Consider the following 16602-nt stretch of genomic DNA (forward strand, 5'->3'; position numbering starts at 1 on the left):
ACCGACCATCCTGGGGAGAGCGCAGGGCAACGTGTTCGACTTTCTTAATTCCGGGCAGTACGACGTGCTCGGAGCCTTCTGGGTGACGGTACAGCTCACCCTCTACTCGGCTATAGGTTCCCTGATCTGGGGCCTGATGCTGGCCGGGATGCGGGTCAGTCCCGTCCCGCTGATGCGGAGCTTCGGGACGGCGTACGTCAACACCGTCCGCAACACGCCGCTGACCTTGCTGATCCTCGGCTGTTCGCTGGGCCTGGACCAGACCTTGGGCATCACCCTCGCCGGCGGGACCTCCAAGGAGGTCGGCTTCCGTCTGGCGGTCCTGGGCCTCATCGCCTACACCGGCACCTTCGTCTGCGAGGCGCTGCGCTCGGGCATCAACACCGTGCCGGTCGGCCAGGCCGAGGCGGCCCGCGCGCTGGGGCTGAGCTTCTTCCAGGTGCTCACCCTGATCGTGCTCCCCCAGGCCTTCCGGGCGGTCGTCGCACCGCTCACGAACGTACTGATCGCCCTCACCAAGAACACCACGGTGGCGGCGACCATCGGCGTGGCCGAGGCGGCCCTGCTGATGAAGGAAATGCTGGAGAACGAGGCGCAGGCGCTCTTCGCGGTCTTCGCGGTCTTCGCTCTCGGCTTCGTCCTGCTGACCCTGCCCACCGGCCTGCTGCTGGGCTGGGTGGCCAAGCGAGTGGCGGTCAAGCGATGAGCTCCGTTCTGTACGACACCCCCGGCCCCAAGGCCAAGGTCCGCAACTGGATCTACACCGGCGTCTTCGCGGTGCTCGTCGGGCTGGCCCTGTGGTGGATCCTCGACCGCATGGCCGAGAAGAACCAGCTCGAGGCCGACAAGTGGACTCCGTTCGTCAACGACAGCCAGATCTGGACGACGTTCCTGCTGCCGGGCCTCGGTGAGACCCTCAAGGCCGGTCTGATCGCCATGGTGATCGCGCTGCCGCTCGGCGCGCTCTTCGGCATCGCCAGGCTTTCGGACCACGCGTGGGTGCGCATCCCGGTGGGCACGGTCGTGGAGTTCTTCCGCGCCATCCCGGTACTGATGCTGATGATCTTCAGTTCCGCCCTGTACGTGCTGCTCGGCACCGTCAGCTCGGACCTGCGCCCGCTGTACGCGGTGGTCACCGGTCTCGTCCTGTACAACGCCTCGGTCATCGCCGAGATCGTCCGGGCCGGAATCCTGTCCCTCCCGCGCGGTCAGACGGACGCGGCCAAGGCCATCGGCATGCGCAAGGGCCAGACCATGGTCCACGTGCTCATCCCGCAGGCCGTCACGGCGATGCTGCCGGCCCTGGTCAGCCAGCTCGTGGTGATCCTCAAGGACACGGCGCTCGGCGGCGCGGTCCTCGGCTTCGCCGACCTGATGTCGATGAACCGCCAGATCTCCGCCAACTACAGCAACACCATCGCGACCATGATCGTCATCGCGGTGATCTACATCGCGGTGAACTTCGCCCTGACCACCCTGGCCTCCCAGATGGAGAGGCGACTGCGGCAGTCGAAGAAGGGCACCGGAGCCGTGGTCGAGGCCGACGTGGCCGAGGTCGACGCGGGCGGCGCGCCCGGCGTGGGCAAGGCGCCCTGACCAGGGCTGCCCTTACGGGGCGTTGAGTTGCCGCTCCTCGGGAACGGAGCGGCAACCCGTCAGGAGATTTCGAGGCGTGTGGTGTGGCGGATGACATCCGCCACACCACACGCCTGTTCGGTACCGACGGCCACTCGGACCCGACACCTCGCTCCCGCATTCCTCCGGACGGCCGGGCCCCTCACCGACTCCAGCCCCCCGGTGTCACTTGACGCCGGAACTTCCAGTGGGTTGCATACGTTCTGTGATCACATACCGGACATCGGGAGCCGCATCATGGACCCGGTGATCGTCGTCGGCGCGGGGCCCGTCGGGCTGTCCCTGTCCCTCGCCCTCGCCGGCCACGGCGTGCCCAGCGTCCTGCTCGACGAGGGGCCCGGCAAGGAGGAGCCCCGGCCCGCCCGCAGCGTCGTCCTGCACGCCGACACCGCGGCCATGGCCCACCGGCTGGGCTGTACGACCCTGCGCGACGAGGGCGCGCCGTACGCGGGCTGGCGCACCATCAGGCGGCGTCAGGAGTCCCGCCGGATCACCTTCCAGGGCCCGGGCGCCCCCCTGCACCTGCCGCAGCACGCCCTCGTGCGCGGCCTGCGCGACGCCGCCACGGCGCACCCCCTGGTCCAGCTGGTCACCGGCGCCAAGCTGGACTCCGTCGAGCAGGACGGCCACGGGGTCACCGCGCGCACCCGGGGTGCCGAGACCACCTGGTGGCGCGGCAGCCACCTCGTCGGCTGCGACGGGGCCCGCTCCACGGTGCGCAAGCTGCTCGGCATCCGCTTCCCGGGCCGGACCGCCGTCGAGCGGCACGCCGTGGCCGCCCTGCGCGCCGAACTGCCCTGGCCGGGCGAAGCGTTGCTGCACCGCAGCCCGCCGTCCGGGCCGGAGGAGATCACCGCCCGGCCGCTGCCCGACGGGGTGTGGCGGCTCGACTGGCTGCTGCCCGCGCGCGGGGAGCTCGTCACCCCGGACGCCCTCGTCACCCTCATCCGGAACACGCTGGCCCTGTGGTGCGGCGGCACGACTCCTCCGTACGACCTCATCGACACCGGGGTGCACACGCTCCACCACCGCCTCGCCCTGCGCTGGCGCGACGGCCGGGCCTTCCTCGTCGGGGACGCCGCCCACCTGCTGGGCGCGGTCGGCACCCAGGGCGTCGAGGAGGGGCTGCGCGACGCGGAGAACCTCGCCTGGAAACTGGCCCTGGCCTGGCACCAGGGGGCCTCCGAGGCCCTGCTCGACAGCTACGAGGGCGAACGGCGCACCGCGGTGGCCGCCCGGCTGCGCGCCGCCGACCAGGCCGTGCCCGTACTGCGCGGCGGTGGCGGGCTGCGCACCCTGCTGCCGGGGACCGGGCGGTCCGCCGAGGCCCTGCTGACGGACGGGCACCTGGGACGGGGGCCGCTGGGCGCGCAGCCCGTGTACGCCCCGCCCGTGGCCGTCCGGGAGGTCCCGACGGCGACGGAGCCGGGCGGGCCGGTGGCGAACGTACCGGTGACCGCGCCCGACGGAGCCACCGTCCCGCTGCGCGACCTGCTGGGGCGGGGCCGGCTGCTGGTGCTGCTGGTCGCCCCGGGCACCGGGGTGTGGGACCGGCGGCACTGGCTGGGCGCCGGGGTGATGCCCCGTCTCGCGGCGGCGGTGAGCGCCCTGCCGGTCCCGGCCGACCTGCTGGTCGCCGACGGCTACCCGGGGGCTCCGGCCCACACCGTGCTGCTGGTACGGCCCGACGGGCACCTGGCGGCCACCTTCGCGGGGGTCCGGCCGGCCGAGCTGTACGAGGCGGCCGACGCCGTCCGGGCGGGAGCCCCGGCGGGCGCTCCCGCCACACCCGCCCCTGTGATCGATTGACCGGTCGCGGGGGCGCGTGGTTCACTCGCCGCCATGACCGGCAACGACGTACGCCTGTGGCGGAGGGTCCATATGGACCTGCTCCGCTACGCGGGCTGCGTGTGTCGCCCCTCCTGCTGATTCGCCTGCCCTCCGCGCGCCCCCGTGCCCTGCCGGCCGGCGCGCGCACCTTCGCGAACCCCAGGACGGTCACCACCCATGCCTTCGCCCCTGCCCACGCACGCCCCTGCCCGCTCCGCGGCCCCGACGGCGGCGGAACTGCTCGACTTCGCCCTGCGCACCGCCGCCGACCCCGCGATCGTCGGCTCGCTCCCCCTCGACCCGGAGGGCCGGACCTGGATCCGGCTCGACGGGCCGGGCGGCAGTGAGGCCTGGCTGATCGGCTGGCCGCCGGGCACCGGCACCGGCTGGCACGACCACGCCGAGTCCCGGGGCGCGTTCGCCACCGCGCGGGGGCGGCTCACCGAGCGCTCCCTGGCGGTGCGTCTGCCCTCGGAGGGCTGGCGGAGCCTGGAGCTGTCCCCCGGTGTGGACCGCAGCCGCAGCCTCGGCGCGGTCAGCGGGCGGGCCTTCGGAGAGCACCACGTCCACGAGGTGCTCAACGAGTCGCCCTCGGAGCACGCGGTCTCCGTCCACGCCTACTATCCGCCGCTGCCGCTGATCCGCCGGTACGGCCGCAGCGGTCCGGTGCTGCGCCTGGAGCACGTCGAGCGCCCGGCGGACTGGCAGTGAGCGCCGCCGTGCCGCCACCCGGCGTCGACGAGCTGCTGGAGCGGGTCCGCGCGACGTACACCCGCCTCGGCCCGCGGGAGGCCTACGAGGCATGGCGGGCCGGTGACGCCCTGCTGGTGGACATCCGCTACCAGGCGCTGCGCGAGCGGGACGGGCTGATCCCGGGCGCGGTGGTCGTGGAGCGCAACGAGCTGGAGTGGCGCCTCGACCCCCAGGGTTCCCACCGCCTGCCGCAGGCCGACTCCCACGACCTGCGGGTGGTGGTGGTCTGCAACGAGGGCTACGCGTCCTCGCTGGCCGCCGCTTCCCTCCACGGGCTGGGCCTGCGCCGCGCGACGGACCTCACGGGCGGCTTCCAGGCGTGGCGCGCCGCCGGCTTGCCCACCACCGCCCCTTCCTGACGTGCCCCTGCCCCTCCTGCGCCGGTTCCGTCCGGCGAGGGAGGGGCAGGCCGCGACCGGGCCCCGGCTACGCCTTGGAGGTGGCCACCTCCACCGGGCGGCGCCGGAGCGCGGCCCGGCCCGGGAGGGCGGTGGCGGTCAGTGCCAGCAGCGCGGCCGCGCCGACCACCACCGCGTACACCAGCGGCAGCACCGCCGGCGCCGCGGACCCCGTCATGCCCACGCTGAACGCGGTCAGTACGGCCAGGGAGATCCCCGATCCCAGCACCGCTCCGATCAGCAGGACGGCCAGGGTCTCCGTACGGAGCATCCGCAGTACCTGCCGCCGCTTCGCCCCGGCCAGGCGCAGCATCGCGAACTCCCGGAACCGCTCGGCGGTGGACATCGCCAGGGTGTTGACCACCGCGATGGCGGTGAAGGCCAGCACCAGGCCCATGGCCAGCAGGCTGATCTCGGCTCCGGCGGCCTGCCGCTGCGCCCTCGCCGCGTCGGCCTCGGACGCGGACAGCACCGACACGCCCGGGGCGGCCAGCTGTTCCCGTCCGACGGCCGGTTCGGCCGCGACGAGCACGGCGGTGGCGAGGGGGTTGTCGACGTGCGCGGCGAGCAGGCCGTGCGGCAGCGTCAGGTCTCCGAAGCCCAGCCCCCGCGCGTACACGGCGGCCACCGCCAGCGTCACCGGGGTCCCGTCGCCCAGGGTCAGCTTCAGCGGGCTGCCGGGCTTCAGCCCCAGCTGGTCGGCGGCGAGTTCGCTGACGGCGACGCCGCCCGGGCCGAAGCCGTCCAGGCTGCCCCGGGTGACCTGCGGGTCCCAGGTGCGGGTGAGGCCGGCCGGGGTGACGCCCTGGGCCGCGTACTTGGTCAGGCCGACCCGTACCGAGGTGTGCACGATCTCGGTGGCCGCCGTGACGCCCGGCGTACGGCGGATCCGCTCGGCGGCGCCGGCGCTCACTCCGGGGCCCTGCGGGGTGAGGACCCACTGGGCCCGGATCCCGTCGCGGGCCTGGGCGCGGGCCGCGTCGCCGAGGGTCGGGGTGACGAAGAGCACGGTGCAGGTCATGCCGATCAGCAGGGTGAGCGGGGTGACGGCGGAGGCCATGCGGGTGGCGTTGCCGCGCAGGTTCGCGGCGGCCAGGCGGCCGCCGGGACCGGCCAGCCGCAGCGGTCCGGCGAGCAGCGCGGTCGCGAGCCGGACCAGCAGCGGGCCGAGCAGCGACACCGCGCCGGCCAGCACGACCACGGCGAGGAAGGTCACCGGGGTGGAGGCCGGCTCGGTGCGCAGTGAGCCGAGGACGACGACCAGCACCGCCCCGCCGGCCAGCAGGAGCAGTCCGGCCGCGATCCGGATCCAGGCGGGGCGTCCGCGCTCGACGGCGGCTTCGGCCAGCGCCTCGGCGGGGCGGATCCGGGCGATCCGCCGCCCGGTGATGCGCGCGGCGGCCCAGGCTCCGAGCAGGCTCGCTCCGACGGCGGCGAACATCGGGAAGATCCCGGCGGTGCGCTCCAGGGTGGCCGGGACCACGCCGGTGGCGACGAAGCGGCCGTGCAGCCAGGCGGCCAGGGGCAGTCCGGCGACGGAGCCGGTGATTCCGGCGGCCAGGCCGACGAGCAGCGCTTCGCGGCCGATCATGCGGCGCAGCTGCTTGGGGCTGGCGGCGATGGCGCGCAGCAGGGCCAGTTCGCGGTAGCGCTGCTGCACGGAGAGGGCGAAGGTGCCGACGACCACGAGGATCGCGACGAGCAGCGAGGTGCCGCCCATGGCCCCGCCCATGGAGACCAGCTTGATCCGCGCTCCGGCGGCGTCGAGGAACTCGACCGGACCGCGGTCGTCGCCGGCGGCCACCTGTGCGGTGGCGCCCTGAGGGGTGCCGGCCAGGGCCTTCGCGACGCGGCCGGCGAGCGCCGCGGCGTCCACTCCGGGCCGGGGCAGCACGCCGATGGCGCTGACCTGTCCGGCGCGGGCGGCGAGCCGCTCGGCCTCGGCGTCGCCGAAGAACAGCGAGGTCTGCCGTCCGGGGCCGCCGTGGGCGGTCCGGGCGATGCCGCTGACGGTGTACGTCTTGGGCTCGCCGGTGGCCTGTACGGTCAGCCGGGCTCCGGCGCCGAGTCCCGCCCGGGCGGCCAGTGCGCGGTCGACGACGACCTCGTCACCGCCGCGGGGGGCGTGGCCTTCGGCGAGGGTGAAGGGGGTGAGGACGGCGGAGGTCCAGGCGTGTCCGTACGAGGGCTTCGCCGTGCCGCCGGGCGCGTCGACGATCGGGACGGCCTGGAAGGTCAGCTCGGGCACGGCCTGCTCGACGCCCGGGACGGAACGTACGGTCTCCACGGTGGAGGCCGGGAGCCAGGCCCGCTCGGCGACGGGCTTGGCCTTGTGCTTCGTCTTGGTCTTGCCCTTCTTCTCCTTGACCGTCGTCTGGTGGACGTTCTGGTCGGCGGAGACGACCACCGGGGTGCCCGCGTAGCGCTCGGGGGCGATCCGGCCGCGGAGTCCGGTCTCCAGGAGGGTGCCGCAGGCGGTGATCAGGGCCGCCGCGCACAGGAGCGCGACGAAGGCTCCGAGGAAGCCGGCCTTGCGGTCCCGGAGGGTCTGAAGGGCGTAACGCAGCATCATGCGGTCAACTCTGGCCGCGCGCCGGTTTCCCGGCACTGGAGCGCCCCGGCGTCCTCGCCGGGGGGCTACCCCCACCCCCGGTCCGCCGCCCCGGCGCCCGCCGCCGGACCAGGGCTCAGTGCCCGGGGTACTCCGGCTCGTCGGCGTCCCCGCGCTCGGCCTCGGCCTCCAGCGCGCGCCGGACCACCCGCAGGGCCATGCCCTCCGGGTACCCCTTGCGGGCGAGCATCCCGGCGAGGCGCCGGAGCCGCTTGTCCCGCTCCAGCCCCCTGGTGCCGCGGAGCTTGCGCTCGACGAGTTCCCGGGCGGTCCGCTCCTCCTGCTCGGAGTCGAGCTGCTCCAGCGCTTCCTGGACGAGGGTGGTGTGCACCCCCTTGGTCCGCAGCTCCTGCGCGAGCGCCCGCCGGGCCAGGCCCCGGCCGCGGTGCCGGGATTCCACCCAGGCCCCGGCGAAGGCGGCGTCGTCGATCAGGCCCACTTCCTCGTACCGGGAGAGGACCTCCTGCGACACCTCCTCGGGGATGCCCCGTTTCGCCAGGGCCTCCTCGAGCTGCCGCCGGGTGCGCGGCATCCCGGTGAGCAGGCGCAGGCAGATCGCCCGCGCCTGCTCCTCGGGACTCTGGGGCGGCAGTTCCTGGCGGCCCTCACGGCCACCCCTCGCCCTGCCGCCCCTCTCCTGCTCTTCCCGCACGGTCAGCTCTTGGCCACGGCGGCCTTGGCCGCCGGCTTGGCCTTCGACGCCGGGGCGGGCACGGCGGCGTCGGCCGCCGGCGCGGCGGCGGGCTCGACGGTCTCGCTGTCCTTGCGGACCCCCACGCCGAGCTTCTCCTTGATCTTCCGCTCGATCTCGTTGGCGAGGTCGGGGTTGTCCTTCAGGAAGTTGCGGGCGTTCTCCTTGCCCTGGCCCAGCTGGTCACCCTCGTACGTGTACCAGGCGCCGGCCTTGCGGATGAAGCCGTGCTCCACGCCCATGTCGATCAGGCCGCCCTCGCGGCTGATGCCCTGGCCGTAGAGGATGTCGAACTCGGCCTGCTTGAAGGGGGGCGCGACCTTGTTCTTGACGACCTTGCAGCGGGTGCGGTTGCCGACCGCCTCCGTACCGTCCTTCAGGGTCTCGATGCGGCGGATGTCGATGCGCACGGAGGCGTAGAACTTCAGCGCGCGGCCACCGGTCGTGGTCTCCGGCGAGCCGAACATCACGCCGATCTTCTCGCGGAGCTGGTTGATGAAGATCGCGGTGGTCTTGGACTGGTTCAGCGCACCGGTGATCTTGCGGAGCGCCTGGCTCATCAGGCGGGCCTGGAGGCCCACGTGGGAGTCGCCCATCTCGCCCTCGATCTCCGCGCGCGGTACGAGCGCCGCGACGGAGTCGATGACGATCAGGTCGAGCGCGCCGGAGCGGACCAGCATGTCGACGATCTCGAGCGCCTGCTCACCGGTGTCCGGCTGCGACAGGATGAGGTTGTCGGTGTCCACGCCCAGGGCCCGGGCGTACTCGGGGTCGAGCGCGTGCTCGGCGTCCACGAAGGCCACGGTGCCGCCGGCCTTCTGCGCGTTGGCCACGGCGTGCAGGGTCAGGGTCGTCTTACCGGAGGACTCCGGGCCGTAGATCTCGACCACACGGCCGCGCGGCAGACCGCCGACGCCGAGGGCGATGTCCAGCGCGGTCGACCCGGTGGGGATGACCTCGATGGGGTCGTTCGGCTTGTCGCCGAGGCGCATGACCGCACCCTTGCCGAATTGCCGTTCAATCTGTGCGAGCGCGGCGTCGAGAGCCTTCTCGCGGTCGGTGCCTGCCATGGGTTCCACCCGGTTTGCTTGAGTCGATCGCTTCACGCCATTGACGCTAACGCCTGCCACTGACAATGCGCTCCCACGCCCGTCCGGGCTGTGGATAACCCATCAGAATGGATGTTCGATTTCCCTGTCAAGCCGGCCACGCCCCACCCCGGCCGGCGGTGCGGGGTGACTGAGCGTTCCGACCGGCCACCGCGCGTCACCATAGCGCTCCGGTCGCCCACCCCGGCCGTGCGTGCCGCATCGCGTCGCGGACCGGGGCGCCCGCGCCCCGGCACGGACCGAGCCCCGGCGCCGTGGGGCGGCCGGGGCTCGGGGGACGGGTGCCGGGTGGGGTTACGGCTTCGGGACGGCGCAGCCGGGGCGGTTCAGGTCGATCTGGTTGCCGGGGCCGATGCAGGGGACGAGGGTGTAGGTCTGCTGGGCGTAGTTGATGCCCTGGCGGACCGTGACGTTGCCGCTCTCGTCCACCTCGCACGGGTTGTTGTCCGTGCAGCGCTGGCCGTCCTCGTTGCCCGTGTTGTTGACGGCGACGACCTTGCCGGTGGTCGTGTCGATGACCGGGGAGCCCGAGGTGCCGCCGATGGTGTTGCAGGACGAGGTGTAGCGGACCGAGTCCTTCCAGGTCCAGGCGCCCTCCTTGAGGCGGTACGCGAACCCGTCGACGTCGCAGCTGTAGGTGCGCTTCCAGTAGCCGGAGACGACCTTGATGGACGAACCCTGCACCGGGTGGGCGTCGTTGAGGGTGAGCGCGCCGATCCCGTACTGGCTCTGGATCTGCGCGTACGTCTTGGTCAGCTGGTAGAGCGAGACGTCCGTGTCCGTCATCGTCCCGTACGCGATCTTGCTGGCGCGCAGCGTCGCGACCTTCGAGCCGGCGGCGTTGAGCAGGGAGAACGTACGGCTGGACGCCCGGTTCACGAGGACCTCGCCGGGCGCCGGGAAGCCCGTTTCCAGGCAGTGGCCGTTGGACAGGACGAGCGCGGGGTCGTCGGGCCGGGAGCCGGGGGCGCGGACGACGGAGCCGGAGCAGTTGCTGAGCGCGACCGTGCCCGCGTAGGTGACCGCGACGGCGGGCGCGGTGTCGGTGGCCGAGGCCATGGCCGGGGCCGCTGCCACTCCGGTCAGGAGTAAGGAGAGCGCGACGGCGGCGAGAGGCTTGTTCATGTGGGGGTCCCCTCAGGTGACGGATGCGACCGAAGATCCTTCGGTTGTCATGCGCATTCTCAAACCCGAGGACCGCAACTCACAAGAGGGCCTTCCCCGTTGAGGTCCGGATCCACCGGAACGGCCGGCACTCTGCGGTGCCCCCGACGGACGGGCCTGCTCACGGGTCAGGGCCGGCCCGCCGCCTGCCGCCTGCCGCCTGACGCCTGACGGTCCGGCACCGCGGAGGGGACCCGTCCCAGCCCCCTCCGCCCCCGCCCCGCTCACCACCAGTACACGGGGTACCGCACCGCCCCCCGCCGCGCGCGCGAGGCCGCCATCCCGGCCAGCACCAGCAGCATCGCCGCCCCCGCGAGCAGCGGTACGAACACCACCGGATCCGGCGCCTGGAGCACCACCACCACGGTGGTCGCCACCGCCGGCGAATGCGGGGTCCGGGCCAGGGTCATGACCCCCACCGCCAGCCCGGCCGCCAGCGCCGCCACCCACGGCGCGTCCCCCAGCAGGGCCAGCCCCAGGTAGCCCACCGCCGCGCACAGCAGGTGCCCGGCGACGACACTGCGCGGCTGCGCCAGCGGCAGCGCGGGTACCCCGTAGACGATCGCCGCGCTCGCCGCGATCGGCGGGATCAGCACCGGCTCTCGCAGGACCGCCCCGATGCCGACGAGCGCCAGCAGTGCGGCCGCCGCGACCCCGCCGCTGTGCAGGGCGGTGACCCGGGCGGGCGCCGCGGGCGCGGGGGCCCGTCCCGCCAGCGAGCTCGGGAGGGCCGGACGGGGGCGACCGGGCGCCTTCGCGGCCCGGCCCGTACGGGTGTCACTCGTGTCCACGCTCATGGGCGCCAGATCTACGCACCCCTCACATCGCAGCCCTATACGTCGGCCCCACGCGTTCCGGCCACACCTCCGCGCGCCGCCGGAGTGACAACCTCTGGTTGACACTCCCCCACTGTCAACCTAGGGTTGCACCATGACGAACCCTTCGGTGGAACCCGTTCGCATGACCAACCCGGTACGCCTCGACGACCTGATCGAGGCCATCAAGAAGGTCCACTCCGACACCCTCGACCAGCTCAGCGACGCCGTCGTCGCCGCCGAACACCTCGGCGACGTGGCCGACCACCTCATCGGCCACTTCGTCGACCAGGCTCGCCGCTCCGGCGCCTCCTGGACCGACATCGGCCGCAGCATGGGCGTCACCCGCCAGGCCGCGCAGAAGCGCTTCGTCCCCAAGGCGGACAAGGACGGCGACCCGGGCCTCGACCCGAACGCGGGCTTCGGCCGCTTCACCCCCCGCGCCCGCAACGTCGTCATGTCCGCACAGAACGAGGCCCGCGCCGCCGGCAACACCGAGATCCGCACCGAGCACCTGCTGCTCGGGCTGCTCGCCGAACCCGAAGGCCTGGCCGGCCACGTCCTCACCTCCCGCGGCGTCACCCCGGAAGCCCTGCGCGCCGCCGCGACCGCCTCGCTCCCCCCGGCGGAGCAGGACGTCCCCGAGCTCGTCCCCTTCGACGCGAACGCCAAGAAGGCCCTGGAGCTCACCTTCCGCGAGGCCCTGCGCCTGGGCCACGGCTACGTCGGCACCGAGCACGTCCTGCTCGCGCTCCTGGAGCTGGAGAACGGCGAAGGCCCGCTCAGCGGCGCCGGCCTGGACAAGGCCGCCGCCGAGGCGACCGTCACCGAAGTCCTCGCAGCCGTACTCGGCGGCGACGGAGAGAAGTAGCCCCGCCGGACGCCGCGCCCGTCAGCTCGTACCGCTTCACGTACGCGCCGAGGAAGGCCTGCAGGGTGGCGACGGCCGGGATCGCGACGAGCGCCCCGACCGCCCCCAGCAGGGCGGTGCCCGCGATGACCGACCCGAAGGCCACGGCGGGGTGGATGTCCACCGTCTTGGAGGTCAGCTTCGGCTGGAGCACGTAGTTCTCGAACTGCTGGTAGACCACCACGAACCCGAGGACGTACAGGGCGAACCACGGATTGACGGCGAAGGCGATCAGCATCGGCAGCGCGCCCGCCAGATAGGTGCCGATGGTGGGGATGAACTGGGAGACCAGCCCCACCCACACGGCGAGCGCGGGCGCGTACGGCACGTCGAGCACCGCGAAGAGCACGTAGTGCGCGATGCCGGAGACCAGCGCCATCAGTCCGCGCGAGTACAGGTAGCCGCCCGTCTTCACCACGGCGATCTCCCAGGCGCGCAGCACCTCGCGCTGCTTGGCGGGCGGCAGTACGGAGCACAGCGCGCGCCGCAGCCGGGGCCCGTCGGCGGCGAAGTAGAAGGAGAACAGGAAGACCGTCAGCAGCCTGAAGAGCCCGCCCAGCACGGTGGCGGACACGTCGAGCACCCCGCTGGCGCTGTTCTGCACGTACTTCCGGAGCCATTCGGAACGCAGCAGGCTGTCCTGGATCTCCAGCCGGGACAGTTCGGTGCGGAAGGTCCGGTTGATCGAGTCGATCACCGAGTCGAGGTAGCGCGGGAAGCCCTCGACCATCTCGATGATCTGCCCGGCGAGCATGGAGCCGAGCAGCGCGAGGAATCCGGCGGCGAAGGCGAAGACGGCCAGGAACACCAGGAAGGTGGCGAGCCCGCGGCGCATGCCGCGGGCCGCCATCCTGGCCACGGCCGGTTCGATCGCGAGCGCGAGGAAGAACGCGATCAGGATGTTGACGAGCAGCCCGGTCAGCTGGTGGAAGGCCCAGCTGCCGAGCTGGAAGCAGGCGACGAGGGCCAGTACGAGGACCACGGCGCGCGGCAGCCAGCGCGGCATCCGCGCGTCCGCGTCCGCGCCCGCCACGGCGGTGCCGGGTGGGTCCCCGGCCCCGTCGCCCGCCCCGGCCGTCGGGGCCGTACCGGGCGGAGGGTTCCCGGGGCCGCCGTCCGCGTCGCCGCGCCCCGGGAAGGGCGGCCCCGCCGGGGCCGCGGGGCCGGCCCGAAGCCCCGCGTCCTGCGGGGCTTCGGGCCGGCCGGTCGTCTCGTCTTTCGCTGCCACGCGTCCAGTCTGTCCCACCGTCGGCCCTGACCACGAAGCCATCCGGCCCGCCGTGCGCGCCCGTCGGTCCCGCGCGGGCCCCGGCCCCCCGCGCGGGGGCGGACCGGGCGGCGCGTCAGCGCAGCGAGGCCGGCACGTCCATCGCGGAACACACCGCGCGCCACACGTCCTTGGCCTCCCAGCCGGCGTCCAGCGCCTGGTGGACGGTGCGTCCGCCCAGTTCGGCCATCACGTGGTCCCGCGCGAAGGAATCCGCGTAGGCCGCGCCGAAGTGCTCGGCCATCCGCTCCCAGAAAATCGTCAACCGCATGCCTCCAGTATCCCGCCCCGGAGAGTGCACCGGCCCCGTTGCCCCCTGCGCCCCGGTGCGCGCGCCCTACGGTGTCACGCATGCCTGGAGACGAAGCTTCCGCGCCGGCCCCACCGGGCCCGGCCGCCCCCTCGGCCCCCTCCACCCCTCCCGCCGCGTCCACCCCGCTGGCCCGCGCCGAGCGGTTCGTCTGGCTGACGGCCCGGGTGCTGGAGCAGCGGCGGTTCGCGTTCCACTTCCTCGGCGGGGATCCCGACGCGGTGGACGCCGCGCTCGGCTCCTACCTCGGCGAGGACGGGGGCTACGGGCACGCGCTCGACCCCGACCTGCGCGGCCCGCTGAGCCAGCCCCTGCACACCGCGTACGCCCTGCGGATCCTCGACGCCCTCGGCCGGTGCGCCGGGCAGCGCGTCGAGCGGCTCTGCCGCCACCTGACCCGGGTATCGACCCCGGAGGGCGCGCTCCCGCTGGTCGTCCCGGGCCCGCGCGACTATCCGGCCGCCCCTTACCACCCGGTGTGCGACGACCCGCCGGGGTCGCTGCTGACCACGGGCCCCGTCGTCGGGGTGCTGCACCGCAACCGGATCTGGCACGCCTGGCTCTTCCGGGCCACGGACTTCTGCTGGGAGCGGGTCGAGACGCTGCGCCGCCCTCACCCGTACGAGGTCCGCGGCGCGGTGGCCTTCCTCGACGGCGCCCCCGACCGGGCCCGCGCCGCGGCGGCCGCCGACCGGCTGGGCCGGCTGGTGCGCGAGCGGCGGCTGGTGGTGCTCGAACCGGACCGGCGCGCGGAGTACCCGGCCGTGCCCGGCGGGGCACCGGGCGAGCAGCTGTTCCCGTACGACTACGCGCGGCGGCCGGAGTCGCTGGCCCGGGGCTGGTTCACCGACGAGGAGATGCGGCGCTCGCTGGACTTCCTCGCGGCGGAGCAGCAGCCCGACGGAGGCTGGCCGGTCCGCCGCCGGGCCTGGGCGCCGGGCAGCTCGCTGGAGCGGCGGCCGATCGCGACCCTGGAGGCCCTGCTGACGCTGCGGGCGTACGGGCGGCCGCCGGAGGCTCCCGACGAGGCCGGCGGGGTCAGCCTCCCAGGGCCCGGACGCCCGCGGTGACCACGACCGCCGCGCCGACGACCACCAGGAACGGGGCCCGCAGCAGCAGCGCTGCCCCGGCGGCGGCGAGCCCGGCGGCCCGGGCGTCGAGGACCAGCGTGTGGCCGATGCTGAAGGTCTGCTGGGCGGTGAGCGCGGCGAGCAGCGCGACGGGCAGCAGGGCGGAGAGCCTCCGTACGACGGGCCGCTCCAGGGCGCCCGCGGGCACGAGCAGTCCGGCGAGCTTGACGGCGTAGCATCCGGCGACGGTGAGCCCGATGGCGATCCAGACGTTCACGAGTGCCCTCCCTTCGGCGATCGGCAGCCCTTCAGCCACAGCACCGCGGGCGCGGCCAGCGCGGCGATCAGTACGGGCACTCCGGCGGGCAGCACCGGCAGGAAGCCCAGCCCCAGCACCAGGGCGAGGGCGGCGACGGCACGCTCGGTGGCGCTCTTCAGCATCGGCGCGAGCAGGGCGAGGAACACGGCGGGTCCGGCGGCGTCCAGCCCCCACGCGGCGGTGTCCCCGATGGCCTCGGCGCCGAGCGCGCCCAGCAGGGTGGTGAGGTTCCACAGCAGGTACAGGGCGAGCCCGGTCACGGTGAAGCCGAGCCGGGCCGACCGGCGGTCGGGCTGTGCCAGGGCCACGGCGGTGGTCTCGTCGATCACCCAGTGCGCGGCGAGGGGCCGTACGGCCCTCGGCAGCGCGAGCAGCTGGGACAGCCGCAGCCCGTAGAAGGCGTTGCGGGTGCCGAGGAAGAAGGCCCCGGCGGCGGCGGTGAACGGGTTCCCGCCCGCCGCGAGGGCTCCGACCAGCGCGAACTGCGAGGCGCCGGTGAAGACGAGCAGGCTCAGCACACAGGCCTGGAGCACGCTGATCCCGGCCCCGGCCGCCGTCACCCCGAACGCGAACCCCGACAGCCCGACGGCCACGCCGACCCCGAGCGAATCCCGCACGACGGCGGCGCGCGGCCTGCCGTCGAGGGCCCCCCGGGGGGCCTCCCGCATCACCATTCGTTGTTCTCCCACGCCGCGAACGTACGCGGGGCGGTGCGGGCGGGTCTTGTACGTTCTTGCGCGCGCCGGCCCGGCCCCGGCGGCGGCGCGGTGCCCCCGTTGCCGTTGCCGTTGCCGTGGGGCGGGGGCCTAACCGGCCCGCTCCCGCCGGTAGGCGCCCGGCGGGACGCCGACGATCCGGGTGAAGTGCCGGTTCAGGTGCGGCTGGTCGGTGAAGCCGACGGTGACGGCCGCCTCCGCGGGCGGGACCCCCGCGTCGAGCAGCCGGCGCGCCCTGCGGACCCGGGCGTCGGTCAGCCAGGTGTGCGGGGGCATCCCGTACCGCTCCCGGAAGGCGCGCAGCAGGGCGAAGGGGCTGGTCCCGAGCCCGGCCGCGAGCTGCTCCAGCGAGGGCGGCCCCGCCATCCGCTCCTCCAGTACGGCCCGGGCCCGTTCGGCGTCGGCGGCGCCCGCGCCGCGGACCGTGCGGGCGGGCAGCGGGCCGGCGTACCGGCTGAGCATCCGGGCCACCACGCCCCGCAGCAGGGTGTCGGCGGCCAGCGCGTTCCCCGCCTCGGCGGCCCGGTGCACCTCGCTGACGGCCCGCGCGCCCTGCGCGTCGGCGACCGTGTCGGCGGTGAAGCCGGGGGTGCCGCGCGGGGTGGCGATCTCGGCGGCGACCTCGGCGATCAGGTCCCGGGGGGCGTAGAGGGTGGCGTACGCCCAGCCCTCGGGGACCCCGGCGCGGGCGGTGTGCGCGACCTCCGGGTTGATCAGCACGACGCTGCCCGGCCCGGCCCGTACGGTGCCGCCGGGCAGACCGATCTCCTCGACGCCGCCGGTGACGGCGGCGATGACGTAGCCCTCGTGGGCGTGGCGCGGGAAGGTGTGGCGTACGTAGTGGGCGCGCAGCAGGTCCAGCCCGGGCAGTTCCTCGTACCGCCAGTGCCGTGCCCATTCCCCGCGTCCGCCGTCCGTCCCCATGCCCTCATTCTGCGCGCCGCTCCGGCGGCGCGTTTGCCCAGGTCGGCCGCCCTGTCAGTGGCGGGGTGCACGATGGGGGC

17 protein-coding genes and 1 pseudogene are annotated in these 16602 nt (G+C 74.2%); 8 read left to right on the forward strand and 10 right to left on the reverse strand.

From position 1 onward, the window contains the following. The first annotated feature begins 31 nt into the window (after nt 1–31). The 6 genes from ACZ51S_RS19970 (at nt 32) to ACZ51S_RS19995 (ending at nt 4577) form a co-directional block, all read left to right on the forward strand. Nucleotides 32–706, forward strand: coding sequence for an amino acid ABC transporter permease (locus tag ACZ51S_RS19970; RefSeq protein WP_388938193.1), 675 nt, complete (start codon nt 32–34; stop codon nt 704–706). Then, nucleotides 703–1596 carry an amino acid ABC transporter permease gene (locus tag ACZ51S_RS19975; RefSeq protein WP_388938190.1) on the forward strand — a complete coding sequence of 298 codons (894 nt, stop codon included), beginning with the start codon at nt 703–705 and terminating at the stop codon, nt 1594–1596. The genes ACZ51S_RS19970 and ACZ51S_RS19975 overlap by 4 nt, the downstream gene beginning before the upstream one ends. Nucleotides 1597–1872: 276 nt before the next feature. Next, entirely contained in the window at nt 1873–3444 is a 1572-nt protein-coding gene (locus tag ACZ51S_RS19980; RefSeq protein ID WP_468480089.1) for an FAD-dependent monooxygenase, read from the forward strand. 33 nt (nt 3445–3477) lie between these two features. After that, nucleotides 3478–3564, forward strand: coding sequence for a putative leader peptide (locus tag ACZ51S_RS19985; protein ID WP_311318651.1), 87 nt, complete (start codon nt 3478–3480; stop codon nt 3562–3564). A gap of 78 nt (nt 3565–3642) precedes the next feature. Continuing rightward, complete coding sequence (locus ACZ51S_RS19990) at nt 3643–4176, forward strand: cupin domain-containing protein (protein WP_468480088.1); 534 nt, start codon at nt 3643–3645, stop codon at nt 4174–4176. After that, nucleotides 4173–4577 carry a rhodanese-like domain-containing protein gene (locus tag ACZ51S_RS19995; protein ID WP_388938184.1) on the forward strand — a complete coding sequence of 135 codons (405 nt, stop codon included), beginning with the start codon at nt 4173–4175 and terminating at the stop codon, nt 4575–4577. Before ACZ51S_RS19990 ends, ACZ51S_RS19995 begins: the two co-directional genes overlap by 4 nt. 67 nt (nt 4578–4644) lie before the next feature. Here ACZ51S_RS19995 and ACZ51S_RS20000 read toward each other — a convergent pair whose 3' ends face one another. The 5 genes and pseudogenes from ACZ51S_RS20000 to ACZ51S_RS20020 form a co-directional block, all read right to left on the reverse strand. Continuing rightward, nucleotides 4645–7188, reverse strand: a complete 2544-nt coding sequence (locus ACZ51S_RS20000) for an FtsX-like permease family protein (protein WP_468961579.1) — start codon at nt 7186–7188, stop codon at nt 4645–4647. A gap of 115 nt (nt 7189–7303) precedes the next feature. After that, nucleotides 7304–7963: pseudogene (gene recX, locus ACZ51S_RS20005) on the reverse strand (recombination regulator RecX); the annotation flags it as partial. Continuing rightward, entirely contained in the window at nt 7882–8988 is a 1107-nt protein-coding gene (recA, locus tag ACZ51S_RS20010; RefSeq protein ID WP_468480086.1) for a recombinase RecA, read from the reverse strand. The pseudogene recX and the gene recA, both read right to left, overlap by 82 nt. A 333-nt stretch (nt 8989–9321) precedes the next feature. Further along, nucleotides 9322–10152 (reverse strand): S1 family peptidase, encoded by an 831-nt coding sequence (locus ACZ51S_RS20015; protein ID WP_468480085.1) that lies wholly within the window; start codon nt 10150–10152, stop codon nt 9322–9324. Nucleotides 10153–10415: 263 nt separating this feature from the next. After that, nucleotides 10416–10988 (reverse strand): HPP family protein, encoded by a 573-nt coding sequence (locus tag ACZ51S_RS20020; RefSeq protein WP_468885654.1) that lies wholly within the window; start codon nt 10986–10988, stop codon nt 10416–10418. A 133-nt stretch (nt 10989–11121) separates the two neighbouring features. On the opposite strand from ACZ51S_RS20020, the gene ACZ51S_RS20025 reads away from it, so the two are divergent. Next, nucleotides 11122–11877, forward strand: coding sequence for a Clp protease N-terminal domain-containing protein (locus tag ACZ51S_RS20025; protein WP_468480083.1), 756 nt, complete (start codon nt 11122–11124; stop codon nt 11875–11877). Here the strand turns inward: ACZ51S_RS20025 and ACZ51S_RS20030 are convergent. Both ACZ51S_RS20030 and ACZ51S_RS20035 read right to left on the reverse strand, forming a co-directional pair. Next, the gene (locus ACZ51S_RS20030) at nt 11831–12922 is read right to left on the reverse strand and encodes an AI-2E family transporter (protein WP_388938648.1); all 1092 of its coding nucleotides are present in this window, start codon (nt 12920–12922) and stop codon (nt 11831–11833) included. The genes ACZ51S_RS20025 and ACZ51S_RS20030 overlap by 47 nt on opposite strands. Nucleotides 12923–13259: 337 nt before the next feature. Continuing rightward, nucleotides 13260–13454, reverse strand: coding sequence for a DUF3046 domain-containing protein (locus tag ACZ51S_RS20035; RefSeq protein ID WP_388938171.1), 195 nt, complete (start codon nt 13452–13454; stop codon nt 13260–13262). An 80-nt stretch (nt 13455–13534) separates the two neighbouring features. Here ACZ51S_RS20035 and ACZ51S_RS20040 point away from each other — a divergent pair, with 80 nt between their 5' ends. After that, a complete protein-coding gene (locus ACZ51S_RS20040) occupies nt 13535–14563 on the forward strand; it encodes a hypothetical protein (RefSeq protein WP_468961581.1) in 1029 nt (342 codons plus the stop codon). Here the strand turns inward: ACZ51S_RS20040 and ACZ51S_RS20045 are convergent. The 3 genes from ACZ51S_RS20045 to ACZ51S_RS20055 form a co-directional block, all read right to left on the reverse strand. After that, entirely contained in the window at nt 14532–14840 is a 309-nt protein-coding gene (locus tag ACZ51S_RS20045) for an AzlD domain-containing protein (RefSeq protein WP_468961582.1), read from the reverse strand. The two genes, ACZ51S_RS20040 and ACZ51S_RS20045, sit on opposite strands and share 32 nt — an antisense overlap. Next, nucleotides 14837–15556: an AzlC family ABC transporter permease gene (locus tag ACZ51S_RS20050; RefSeq protein WP_468479729.1), complete on the reverse strand. Its 720-nt coding sequence runs from the start codon at nt 15554–15556 to the stop codon at nt 14837–14839. The genes ACZ51S_RS20045 and ACZ51S_RS20050 overlap by 4 nt, the downstream gene beginning before the upstream one ends. A 132-nt stretch (nt 15557–15688) precedes the next feature. Next, a complete protein-coding gene (locus ACZ51S_RS20055; RefSeq protein WP_468802854.1) occupies nt 15689–16522 on the reverse strand; it encodes an AraC family transcriptional regulator in 834 nt (277 codons plus the stop codon). Nucleotides 16523–16602: the final 80 nt, after the last annotated feature.

Source organism: Streptomyces sp. NPDC034043 (assembly GCF_055575675.1).